We start from the raw sequence: 12703 nt of genomic DNA, 5'->3' as shown, positions 1-12703 counted from the left end.
CGCCAGTGTTGCAAAAAATAGTGCGCCGTTGTTGTAAGAAATAGTGCGCGGAGGTGCAAAAAATAGCGAATTTAGCTTATAATGCTAAATTCGCTATTTTTCCTTTATCACCCACTAAAAATATCGCTCGGCCTTTTTTTGCCTTTTGTACGGCATTGAAGCTTTCCTTTCCGATAGACGTCCAGTTTTTTCCGCCGTCATTCGAGAGGTCTGTACCCGAGGTACCCGTGCTGATCAGCTGTTTTTTGGAAAGATAAATAACGGCCGACTTAAAGCCAGCGGGAGCTGTTTCTGGTGCAAACCATGTTTTACCGCCATCGTTGGTTAGTAGGCTATTTTTTTCTTTGTTTTTATCCTCTTTGTAATCGCCACCGACTACAATGCCCGTTTTCGACGAGTAAAATGCTACGGAGAATGGGCCGGTGCTATTTTTTCCCTGAATGATGGGGCAGCTGTAACGTTGCCATGTGTCCCCCTGATCTTTGCTGCTGTAGATATTGGCGATTGTTCCACCGGTGGCAATCCAGTATGTCCCTTTATTATCGCAGTATATGGATGTTCCACTGGCCGCAAAACCAGCCTCTCCTTCGGTAATTGTAAAGTGCATATTCGCGGATATATCTTTCCAGGACCTTCCGAAATCGATGCTTTTTAATAGTGGCATTTTCCCCTGAATGGCGTCGCCAAAGGCAATGCCGCCCCCTTTTGGTGTAAAAGCAAAACCGTCATAAAATATTTCGGGTCGCTTATCTATGAATACTTCTTTCCAGCTTCGACCGCCGTCATGGGTACTTAAGATGATGGCAGGGGAACCTGCCGAAATAATTAAAGCTTCATTCTCATCAAATGCTTCGATATCCCTAAAATCTGTTTTTTCGTAGCCAATTGGATTGACCCACTGCCAGTTTTTTCCGGCATCGGTGCTGAGCCCGACGGTACCATTGCTTCCGCTTACCCATACAGTTGTATCATCGACCACGCTTAGGCCTCTGTAGCTGCTGTTGCGTTCTTGATTTACCAGATTAATGGCCGCTTGTTGAGCACTCAGATGGCCCAGGAACAAGATATGGGTAATAAAAATCAGAAATAAAGGTTTCATGTGGTTATACTTTTTATTTAAACAAATCTACTCGTCTTTTTGAAACTTTTCCTTGTTTTTTTAAGATTGTTTTGCGGAGTTGAAGAAATCCAACCGTCATTTTTCTCGGTGATTTAAAATAAGGAATGCTCAATACGACCAACAGCGCGATACAGGCAGAAGTGCCGAGGGCTCCACCATAACCAGTAAAAAATTTACTGGTATTGAGCAGAATTGTCGTAAAAATAACACCAGCTAGAGCCAAACCGAAATAGGTTGATAACTGGTTTTTTGAGACCATGCCTATAAATGACGCGCCTATAAAAATAGGCGGGATGTACTGTGCGAGATAAGGAGAAACACTTTGTGGGAAGAAGTGAAGGAAGCCTGCGACAAGTAAGGTCAGCATTGCGGATGAACGCACTGCCCCTTGGTGAAATTTGGTATTGACATAGTATGTCGCCGTGCTCCCGATGATGCCAACTAGGTATAAAATGAATGTTTCCATATTACTTAAAAATATATAACAGCAGGTATGTCAATGAAACACCAAGAAAGGCCAATGTGCCTAGTTTACCGCCGACACCATTCAATAGACTTTTCGATACAATCAGAAAGATCGCTGTAAAAATACTGGCGGCTAAAACAAAAGAGAACCCATGAGCCACCTGCGCATTGGACATTCCTACAAATGCACCGCAATAAATTGCTGCAGGGAGGTGGGGCAGATAAGTTGAATTTTTGTTGATATTGGGAATGAAAGAGGCTATGGTACCTGTCAGCGCAGCGCCCAATACAGGGCCCAAGCCGAAGATCTGATTGAAATAGTAGGATGCAATCGCTCCTACAGGTACCCAAAGGGCAATTTTGATCGATTCATATTCATGCCTGTGATGATGAATGGGAGACCTGAGGTAACTGTATAAAATCAGTAAGGACAATAGGCCGATAAAAGCCAATACAATATAAGAATGTGTATTTTCTACAAAGATGGCCACTAAAAAAAGGGCCTGAATGACAAATAATAAGCAGATGCTTATTATCCTAAATTTCTGCCGGGCTTGCATTTAAACAAATTTAGGCAAAGGTACTGATTATTTGTCTATTCTATTGGTAGATTTTCTTTTTATCAATATGGGATCAAGAACAATCTGTTCGATTGCTTCGTACGGACTTTTTTGTTTAACCATTTTCAGAAAGAGTTTTGCACATTCTTCCCCCATTTTGTTGGCCTGTTGATCAATACTTGATAGCGTAGGGCTGATAAAGGAAGAAAAGGTCTGGTTTGCAAAACCGATCACTCCTGTGGCTGGAATGGCAATATTTGCAGTTTTTAAGGCCTGTATAATCCCGACAGCTGTAAAGTCATCACCACCAATAAAGGCGTCCGGTTGGATTGCAGATTTTAGAATCTGTTCGGTTCCTTTGATGCCGGCTTCAATGGATAAGTCGCCGCGAATGATAAAGTCTTCCCGTGGGGAAATCTGCGCATCTTTTAAGGCCGCTTCGAAACCATGGAAACGATCCTGGAAAATAGCGATTTCTTTGTCCGTTGTGATAAAGGCAATGTTTTTGTAACCCTGTTCGAGCAGATGTTGTGTGGCAAGGTAGCCTGCTTTAAAATCGTCAAGTTTGACCACAGGAGCAGGAATATCTTTATGGGTACGGTCAAAAATGACCAGGCATTTGCGCTGATTGATCACTTCCTGAAAATGCTGGGTTTCTTGCGTCTCCAGCGACAACGAAGCAATGATGCCGTCTACCTGAGCTTCAAGTAAGGTCTTCACGCCATTGACTTCATCTTCAAATGATTCATTCGATTGATAAAGCAATAGGCTGTAGTTGTGTTTTTTTAGCTCTTTTTCAATACTATGTACGGCTTCCGCAAAAAAATGAATTTGCATGGTAGGAACAATGACACCGATGGTATTGGACTTGCCCGAGGAAAGAGAAGAGGCCAACTTATTAACGCTGTAATTCAATTCCTTTGCTTTGTCGAGCACCAGTTTTCGTGTCGCCTCGCTGATCGTAGGCACATTATTCAATGCGCGTGATACGGTAGAGACTGTCACTCCAAGCGCACGGGCGATATCATAAATTGTTGTTTTTTTATTCACGCTCCAAAGTAAATAATTTTATTTAATATTTTGATAATTCAGAAACATACCCTACTTTTATGCAACCGGTTGCAGTATAAGGCCGATGTTGTTTTTTATAACCAATTAGAATTGATTACCATGTATTTATTAGGTATAGACGTAGGTACTTCTTCTGTAAAAGTTTCGATTGTTGAGGCATCTTCACAACGTAAGGTTTGCTCGGTGCAATATCCGGATGTAGAAGCTCCCATAATTACTTTGAAGCCCAATTGGGCTGAACAGAACCCGCTCGATTGGTGGGACTACTTTAAACAGGCTCTGTTGAAGGCAAACAGGCTCGGCCTGTATGACCCCAAAGCAATTTCGGCCATTGGCATTGCATACCAGATGCACGGCTTAGTCGTGGTCGATAAAGATCAGCATGTGCTGCGAAATGCCATTATCTGGTGCGACAGCAGAGCTGTTGAATTGGGAAATATCGCTTTTGAAGAAATCGGAAGGTCTTTTAATCTGAGTCATCATCTGAATTCACCAGGTAATTTTACAGCGTCAAAGTTGGCCTGGGTAAAAGCAAACGAGCCGGAAATTTATGAAAAAATAGATAAGATCATGTTGCCGGGGGATTTCATCGCCATGAAACTTTCGGGGCAGGTGACGACTTCCATCTCAGCCCTATCTGAGGGGATATTCTGGGATTTCAAGGACAATGTATTGTCGCGTACGATTATGGACTATTATGGCTTTGATGATCATCTTATTCCTGAGATCTTACCTGTGTTTTCAACGCATGGTCAAATTAAATCCGCTGTTGCAGAAGAGCTTGGGCTATCCAGTACAGTGACCATCAATTATAAAGCCGGCGACCAGCCCAACAATGCACTTTCGCTGAATGTCCTTCAACCTGGCGAAGTCGCTGCGACCGCAGGTACTTCAGGGGTGATCTATGGCGTCAGCGACAAGCTGATCGCCGACCGCGAATCGCGCGTAAATACATTTGCCCATGTGAATTATCAAGAGGATGATATCCGGACAGGGGTATTGCTTTGTATCAATGGAACAGGCATTATGAATAGCTGGGGTAGACGATTGTTGGGACGCGATTTGTCTTACGAACAGATTAATGCCATGGCTGGTGCATCTCCTATCGGTAGCAAAGGTCTGCAAGTTATCCCATTTGGCAACGGTGCCGAACGGATGCTCAACAACCAAACGGTTGGAGCTTCAATTTCAGCGATAGATTTGAATAGGCATGAGACAAGCGATATACTACGCGCTATACAGGAAGGGATTGCATATGCTTTTCGCTATGGCTTGGATATCATGCGCGAAAACAATCTGTATCCAAATATGATTCGTGCAGGTTATGCGAATTTATTCCTGAGCGCTGTTTTCAGGGAGTCATTTGTGGGGGCCACTGACGTTCCAGTTGAAATCTTTAATCATGATGGCAGTATTGGAGCCGCTCTTGGAGCAGGTATAGGAAGTGGGTATTATGCAGATTCTACAGAAGCTTTTCGTTCTTTGAAACCTGTGTATACAGTGGAACCTCAATTTGTAGCGCAATATGAGGAGCATTATCAGCAATGGAAGGAATTATTAAACAAACAAATAAATAGCAAATAAGATGAATATTATCAAAGGGAAAAAAGAATTTTTCAAAGGCGTTGGCCAAATTCAATTCGAAGGAAAAGACAGTACAAATCCATTGGCTTTCCGTTATTATAATCCAAAACAAATTGTTGGTGGCAAGACGATGGAAGAGTATTTTAAGTTTGCCTGTTCGTACTGGCATTCTTTCAATGGTAACGGATCTGATCCATTTGGCGGACCGACACATCAATTTCCATGGGATGAAAGCAACGACGTAATCACGAGGGCAAAAGATAAAATGGATGCAGCATTCGAATTTATCAGTAAAATAAATATACCCTATTATTGCTTCCATGATGTGGACTTAGTAGATTATTCGGATAATGTTGTTGAAAATGAAAAGCGTCTGTCAACTATCGTTGATTATGCGAAGGAAAAACAACAGGAAAGCGGTATAAAATTGCTTTGGGGAACAGCCAACCTTTTTAGCCATAAACGCTACATGAATGGAGCAGCAACTAACCCAGATTTTCATGTTCTTGCACATGGTGGCGCACAGGTCAAAGCAGCCTTGGACGCAACGATTGCTCTTGGTGGTGAAAATTATGTGTTCTGGGGTGGAAGAGAGGGGTATATGAGCCTTTTAAATACCAATATGAAGCGTGAGCAGGAACATCTTGCACAGTTTTTACATATGGCCAAGGATTATGCCCGCAAAAATGGTTTTAAAGGAACTTTCTTTATCGAGCCGAAACCATGTGAGCCTACAAAACATCAATACGATTATGATGCGGCTACCGTGCTGGGCTTCCTGCGTCAGTATAATCTTTTGGAAGATTTTAAATTAAATTTAGAGGTAAATCATGCGACATTGGCCGGGCATACGTTCCAGCATGAGCTACAGGTTGCTGTAGATGCAGGTAAATTGGGCTCCATTGATGCTAACCGCGGTGATTATCAAAATGGATGGGATACAGATCAATTTCCGAATGATATCAATGAATTGACCGAAGCCATGTTGATTATCTTGGAAGGTGGTGGATTCCAAGGTGGAGGTGTGAATTTTGATGCCAAAATCCGTCGCAACTCGACAGATCCTGAAGATTTGTTTTATGCACATATCGGTGGTATGGATCTTTTTGCACGCGCGCTTATTACGGCAGATCGCATCCTTCAAGACTCGGATTACAAAAAAATACGGGCCGATCGTTATGCTTCTTTTGATACAGGCCATGGTGCATCATTTGAAGAACGGACATTGACCCTGGAGAACTTAAGGGATTTAGCAGTGGAATTAGGTGAGCCGAAAACGATTAGTGGTAAACAGGAGTATTTAGAAAATTTGGTTAATAGATATATATAGTTCTAAAAATATTTCTATATTAGGCGATCAAATTAAACCAATTACCAATACATGAATAATTATTTAAGCACAAAAGATTACATCGTTTTCCTGATATACTTCGTTATTGTAGCAGGTTATGGATTATGGGTGTATTATCGCAAGAAATCTGAATCTGTAGGCTCCAAAGACTATTTTTTGGCTGAGGGGTCATTGACTTGGTGGGCTATCGGAGCTTCACTTATTGCGTCCAATATTTCGGCCGAGCAATTTATCGGTATGAGCGGTTCCGGATTTAAGATGGGATTGGCTATTGCGACTTACGAGTGGATGGCTGCCATTACACTGATTGTCGTTGCGGTATTTTTTATCCCGGTATACTTAAAGAACAAGATCTTTACGATGCCACAGTTTCTCCATAAACGATATAATGGGACTGTTGCGATGATCATGGCCGTTTTCTGGTTACTGTTGTATGTTGTCGTTAATTTGACATCCATCCTCTATTTGGGAGCCATTGCGGTAAGTAGTATTTCCGGTATCAGTCTGGATGCCTGTATGTATGCCATTGCGATTTTTGCTGTGATCATTACATTGGGGGGAATGAAAGTAATCGGTTATACGGATATTATTCAGGTTTTCTTTTTGGTATTGGGTGGTTTGGCGACCACTTACTTAGCCTTGAACCTCGTTTCAGAGCACTATGGTGGATCAGGAGTATTGGAAGGTTATCACTTGATGACCGAAAAAGCTTCCGACCACTTTCATATGATTCTGGATCGTAAAAATGAGAACTATCTCGATTTACCGGGGCTAACCGTATTGATTGGCGGTATGTGGATCGTTAATTTGAATTACTGGGGATGTAATCAATACATCACGCAACGCGCGCTTGGAGCAGATTTGAAAACCGCGAGAAACGGTATCTTGTTTGCCGCATTTCTGAAGTTATTAATGCCTATCATTGTCGTGTTGCCAGGTATAGCAGCCTATGTAATGTGGAAAGATGGTTTGTTCCAAAATGAAATGATGCAACATGGTGAGGTAAACCCTGACCACGCTTATCCAGTTTTGTTGAATTTATTGCCAGCAGGTTTAAAAGGCTTGTCGTTTGCAGCATTGACAGCTGCAGTGGTCGCTTCTTTGGCAGGTAAAGCAAACAGTATCGCAACAATCTTCGCCTTGGATATTTATAAGAAAGTATTCAATACAGAAGCATCGGACAAGAAATTGGTCAATATCGGCAAGCTAACTGTTGTGGTTGCCATGATTTTGGGTGTGCTGATTGCTCCACATTTGGGTATTGATAAAAAAGGTGGATTCCAATATATTCAGGAATATACGGGTTTTGTATCTCCAGGTATTTTTGCGATGTTCATTTTAGGATTCTTCTGGAAGAAAGCAACTTCAAATGCGGCGTTGTTTGCAACAATTGGTGGTTTTATTTTCTCCATCATCTTCAAAAAATTGCCGGATTGGGTCGATCTGTCATTCTTGTCATCGACAGGTTTCTCCGTTCCAAATCCAACAACGGGAGTCTACGAAATTCCATTTTTGGATAGAATGGGATTCGTATTCGTGATCTGTATTATCGGTATGATTGTCATCAGTATCATCGACAATAAGCGTGGTGTCGTGCCAGCTGGATTGGAAGTTGATACCACGATGTTTAAACCACACCGCGCGTTTTTGGTCATCGCATTGATCGTAGCGCTATTGGTTACAGCATTATATTCTATTTATTGGTAACCCAATAACAAATAAGATTTTAAAAACTCCTATCAATCTCGGTTGATGGGAGTTTTTTGTTTGTTTTAAAAATACCTATCTTGGTTTTACTAAAACCATTGCTTAACGAAAGATTACTTAACGAAAGAGCTGCTATGAAAAGAAGATCCCCCTTGCTACTGATGACGCTGTTTGGATTGCTTACTACCTGTACGCCGATGGTGAGTTCCGCTCAGCGTACACAGAAACCACCTTTACATGGAAAACATTGGATGGCTATTACGGGCAAACCCTTGGCGGCAACAGCGGGTGCCCAGCTATTCCAACAAGGCGGAAATGCGGTGGACGCTGCTTGTGCAATGCTCGCAGCAACCTGTACGATGTGGGATGTCCTGAGTTGGGGCGGAGAGACGCAAGCGTTAATTTATCATCCGAAACTAAAAAAGGTCATTGCTATAAATGCCTTGGGGGTAGCACCCAGTGGAGCGACAGTCGATTTTTTTAGATCAAAGGGCTACGAATTTCCACCGGAATACGGCCCTCTTGCTGCTGTCACACCGGGTACACCCGGCGGATTGTGCTATATGTTGGCTCATTATGGAACGAAAAGTCTAGCAGAGGTATTAGCTCCTGCTCTTGAAATGGCTGCAGGTTACCCGATTGACGCACAAACTGCAACGAGTATTGAACGTGGTAAAGACCGTATTAAAGAATGGCCTTACAGTAAAAAGGTGTTTTTAGTACATGAAGGTAAATCCTGGGAAGCTCCCGAAGCGGGAGAGGTTTTCGTGCAGCAGGATCTGCATAATACCCTGTCCAAATTGATAGAAGCCGAAAAGCAGGCTCTTGCAGCGGGAAAAGACCGGAAAGCGGCAATCATGGCTGCTTATGACCGGTTTTATATCGGCGATATTGCAGATGAATTTGTCCGTGGCAGTAAGGAGCAAGGTGGCTTAATCACGAAAGCAGACTTAGCCAATTGGAAACCTATTGAGGAGGAACCATTGCATGTCAATTATAAGGGGGTTGATGTATATAAATTACAAGAATGGACACAGGGACCAGCCATGCTACAGAGTTTGCAGTTACTGAAAAACTTTGATCTAAAGGCAATGGGTTATAATTCTGCTTCTTATATCCATACACTCTATCAGGTTATGAACTTGGCCTTTGCCGATCGGGATTTTTATTACGGTGATCCCTACGGTAAACCTAAGACACCTATTCAAGGTCTTTTGCATGAGTCCTATGCCAAGGCGAGGGCCGCAACCATTGATCTTAAGCAAAATAACCCGAATGTACTTCCCGGAGACCCTTATCCCTATGAAGGTAAGCAGAATCCGTATTTTTCGTTACTGGAGCAGCGTAAGAAGGAGTTTACGCCACATACGGAGCTGAAAAATGATTTTGTTCCTAAACATGACGCACGCTCAAGTTCGTCGCTAACGGAATTGCCAAAAGCAGCTCTTTTGGCATCTTTAACGGTGGATAGTGCTTATGTCGACCGTTTATTACGGGGAACCACAAGCGTTGAAGCTGCGGATGAAGAAGGTTGGGTCGTTTCGATCACACCGAGTGGTGGTTGGCTCCCTGCCTGTATCGCCGGGAATACCGGAGTGGGCATGAGTCAGCGCTTACAGAGTTTTGTCTTAGATTCATTGATTAACCCGTTCAATGTGGTTGAGCCAGGCAAAAGACCGCGTGTAACACTCACCCCTTCGATGGCGTTGAAAAATGGAAAACCTTACCTTTCTTTTGCTGTGCAGGGAGGAGATACACAGGATCAAAACCTATTGCAGTTTTTCTTGAATATGGTCGAGTTTGGTATGACGCCACAACAAGCCAGCGAGGCGGCCAATATCAACAGTAACCAGCTTTGGCTATCGCTGGGAGGAACGAAGACCGACGATCGAAAACCGCGCTCAGGTAGCCTTCTATTGGACAAAAATACAGCACCAGCAATTATTGAACAATTAAAGAAAATGGGGTATAGCATACAGCTCGGTGACCGCACCAGTGGACCTATCAATGCCATTTATTTCGACCAGCAGCACCATACACTTTGGGGCGGCAGTAGCAACAACGGGGAGGACTATGGCATCGGGTGGTAGTTTGTCATTAGCCTGCTGCTCGGTTTTGGTTTTGTTATCTCCGCGGTATTTGTTATCTTACCTACTGATCGGAAACTGATTTTTGTTATGGAGGGTAGTGTCAATAAATATTCGTTTGTTTTTCAGCCTGATGAAGCTGGTATTGTCTTGGTAGATGGCTTGAAGCGACGATTACGTGCATCGTTAGCCGAACTGTTTCCCGACAAAAACAAAGGCTGGTATCCCAGTTGCAATTCCAAAGCCCATGTAACGATATGTGCTTTTGAAGCAGATGGGAGTAAACTAACAATGGCTATTGAGGCTTTGCAGGAGACTATGGTCTATGAGCGGAGTCAGTATGTTTATTTTGATCATTTTTCATCATTTGCCGGTGGTGCTTTCTATATTGCACCGACAGTACATGCCCGCAGTTATCTCAAGGACCGGGCGCGGAAGGTTGTTCAAACTTTATCGGAATTTGATTTGATCGAGATTAGCGACGAACCCCATATTTCGATTGGGCGACGCCTGGAGCCAGAACAGCTTGAAATTGCAAAAGAACAGTTGCGGTCTGTCGACCTGAGCTTTATGTGCAAGGGCGTTCATGTGCGGCAGTTTAAACCTGATTTAGGTCAGTATGAGATCATCGATTTTATCCAATTTGGCAACCAATCGAAGGAAAATTCTGGCCAGCTGGCATTTAAATTCTAATAATATCGCGGTTTAATTGCCTAATAATGTAAAGCTTTTTATCTTTAAGGCTGACAATAGACGATATTGCACTTACAGTACTTTATGCATTACGACGAATCTCATCATAAATCTCTATCTGATATCCATGAAAGTGTAGATGTCAATCAAGGGAAATCCAAATTTAAGAAGATACTTAGTTTCTTTGGTCCAGCTTATCTCATTAGTGTGGGGTATATGGATCCAGGTAACTGGGCTACCGATCTTGCTGGAGGAAGCCAATTTGGCTATACCCTGATTTGGGTGCTGTTGATGAGTAATATCATGGCACTTGTGCTACAGAATCTATGTGCCCGTCTAGGTATTGTACGCGGTAAAGACCTTGCGCAGTGTAACAGGGAGACCTATCCTAAACGGATGAATTTTGTGCTCTATGTGCTTGCTGAAATTGCGATAGCAGCCTGCGACCTGGCGGAGGTTTTGGGTATGGCAATCGGTCTTAACCTCCTTTTCGGCATTGATCTGCTCTGGGGGGTAATGATCAGTTTTGCAGATACCTTCTTACTGCTCTATCTTCAGAAGCTGGGGATGCGGAAAATGGAACTTTTTATCATTGGACTGATCGCGCTTATTGGCATGTGTTTCATGGTAGAAATGTTTTTGGCGAAACCGGATTTTGCAGAGGTGGCCACTGGATTTATACCCAGTATCCCGAATAGTGCCGCACTATATATTGCCATAGGCATTATAGGTGCAACCGTCATGCCGCATAATCTATATTTGCACTCGGCGCTCGTGCAGACACGGAAGATTGACCGGAATGAGGTTTCTATCCGAAAATCACTCAAGTATAACTTTTGGGATAGTGCGATCGCCTTGAACCTGGCATTTTTGGTGAACGCAGCAATATTGATTCTTGCAGCCTCTGTTTTTCACAAAAACGGTATGCATGACGTTGCCGAACTTGAAGATGCTTACCACTTATTGGGCAATCTTCTTGGAACGGAATGGGCCTCAAAATTGTTTGCTGTTGCCTTGATTCTTGCCGGACAGAGCTCAACGGTGACGGGAACCCTAGCCGGTCAGATTGTGATGGAGGGGTACCTTCGATTGCGGATTAGCCCGACTTTACGAAGAATTATAACCCGGCTTTTGGCTATTATCCCGGCTGTATTGGTGATTCTGATTTCGGGTGAAGGTCGCGTTGGACAGCTACTGATCTTTAGTCAGGTGATTTTGAGTATGCAGCTCGCTTTTGCAGTCATCCCGTTGATCCATTTTGTGAGCGATAAAGTCAAGATGGGTATTTTTGCCATTAAACCGATAACAAAAATTGCGGCCTGGTTGATAGCGGCCATTATCGCTGTTCTGAATTTTAAATTGGTATACGACGAAGTGGCCGGCTGGATTGGTGAAGCCAATAATATTGTGGTAACCGTATTATTGATCTTGGGCGCTGTGGGTTTGTTTGCCTTATTAATGATGACGGTATTATACCCCATTTTACTCAAATCGAAACCAACGGAGCTGGAAGTTCACCCACCATTCGAGGCATTGCATTTTGAACATAAGGGCTCTTTTAAGAAAGTTGTGATCGCGTTGGATTTCTCAAATTCAGATCAGAAAGTAATTCAATATGCTTTACAGCTGTCGCATGACGACACGACCTTTGTCGTTGTACATATTGTGGAGAGTGCGTCGGTGAAATATACCGGGGATTCGACGGATGATTATGAATCGCGTCAGGATTTGGAACGGCTGAAATTGTATGCTGATTTTCTATTGTCGCAAGGACATCAAACTGAATATGAACTGGGATACAATAACCGGATCAAGAGTATTGCAGAAGTATGTGAAAAATACGGTGCCGATCTATTGGTCGTTGGAAGCCATGGGCACAGTGGTGTGAAGGATTTTGTTTTTGGTGAGACAGTTAACAAGCTGCGACATGCGGTGAAAGTCCCTGTTTTTATCGCACAATAGGTCTTAAGGAGCTATCCCAAAGAGCCTCTGTCTATTCACTGTAATTTTATTGCTGAAAAAGTGAAGGGAGGAGTCGGTAAGTGCTAAATAATTCGTACTTTTG

10 protein-coding genes are annotated in these 12703 nt (G+C 43.0%); 6 read left to right on the top strand and 4 right to left on the bottom strand.

Translation table 11 applies throughout. The annotated features are described in order from the left end of the window. Positions 1–76: 76 nt before the first annotated feature. From GVK91_RS24175 to GVK91_RS24160, 4 genes are all read right to left on the bottom strand, one after another. Positions 77–1099 (bottom strand): oxidoreductase, encoded by a 1023-nt coding sequence (locus tag GVK91_RS24175; protein WP_159731708.1) that lies wholly within the window; start codon positions 1097–1099, stop codon positions 77–79. A gap of 13 nt (positions 1100–1112) precedes the next feature. Then, positions 1113–1586 (bottom strand): hypothetical protein, encoded by a 474-nt coding sequence (locus GVK91_RS24170; RefSeq protein WP_153845164.1) that lies wholly within the window; start codon positions 1584–1586, stop codon positions 1113–1115. Position 1587: 1 nt separating this feature from the next. Then, positions 1588–2076: a hypothetical protein gene (locus tag GVK91_RS24165; RefSeq protein WP_235032985.1), complete on the bottom strand. Its 489-nt coding sequence runs from the start codon at positions 2074–2076 to the stop codon at positions 1588–1590. A 96-nt stretch (positions 2077–2172) separates the two neighbouring features. Continuing rightward, positions 2173–3195 (bottom strand): LacI family DNA-binding transcriptional regulator, encoded by a 1023-nt coding sequence (locus GVK91_RS24160; protein WP_153845166.1) that lies wholly within the window; start codon positions 3193–3195, stop codon positions 2173–2175. Between the two features lie 120 nt (positions 3196–3315). Between GVK91_RS24160 and GVK91_RS24155 the strand changes: the two genes are divergently transcribed. The 6 genes from GVK91_RS24155 to GVK91_RS24130 all read left to right on the top strand — a co-directional run bounded on the left by GVK91_RS24155 (position 3316) and on the right by GVK91_RS24130 (position 12600). Then, on the top strand, positions 3316–4800 hold the full coding sequence (locus GVK91_RS24155) for a xylulokinase (RefSeq protein WP_159731704.1): 1485 nt from the start codon (positions 3316–3318) through the stop codon (positions 4798–4800). Position 4801: 1 nt separating this feature from the next. Continuing rightward, a complete protein-coding gene (gene xylA, locus GVK91_RS24150; protein ID WP_075993907.1) occupies positions 4802–6130 on the top strand; it encodes a xylose isomerase in 1329 nt (442 codons plus the stop codon). 51 nt (positions 6131–6181) lie between these two features. Next, positions 6182–7858: a sodium/sugar symporter gene (locus tag GVK91_RS24145; RefSeq protein WP_159731702.1), complete on the top strand. Its 1677-nt coding sequence runs from the start codon at positions 6182–6184 to the stop codon at positions 7856–7858. Positions 7859–7992: 134 nt separating this feature from the next. Further along, on the top strand, positions 7993–9948 hold the full coding sequence (locus GVK91_RS24140; protein ID WP_200845694.1) for a gamma-glutamyltransferase family protein: 1956 nt from the start codon (positions 7993–7995) through the stop codon (positions 9946–9948). 87 nt (positions 9949–10035) lie between these two features. Then, the gene (locus GVK91_RS24135; RefSeq protein ID WP_159731700.1) at positions 10036–10638 is read left to right on the top strand and encodes a 2'-5' RNA ligase family protein; all 603 of its coding nucleotides are present in this window, start codon (positions 10036–10038) and stop codon (positions 10636–10638) included. A gap of 84 nt (positions 10639–10722) precedes the next feature. Further along, a complete protein-coding gene (locus GVK91_RS24130; RefSeq protein WP_159731698.1) occupies positions 10723–12600 on the top strand; it encodes an Nramp family divalent metal transporter in 1878 nt (625 codons plus the stop codon). Positions 12601–12703: the final 103 nt, after the last annotated feature.

It is taken from the genome of Sphingobacterium sp. 18053 (genome assembly GCF_902706145.1).
GTDB classification, from domain to species: domain Bacteria; phylum Bacteroidota; class Bacteroidia; order Sphingobacteriales; family Sphingobacteriaceae; genus Sphingobacterium; species Sphingobacterium paramultivorum.
Note: the sequence above shows the minus strand (reverse complement) of the source record. Positions and strands in the feature narration are given on the sequence as shown.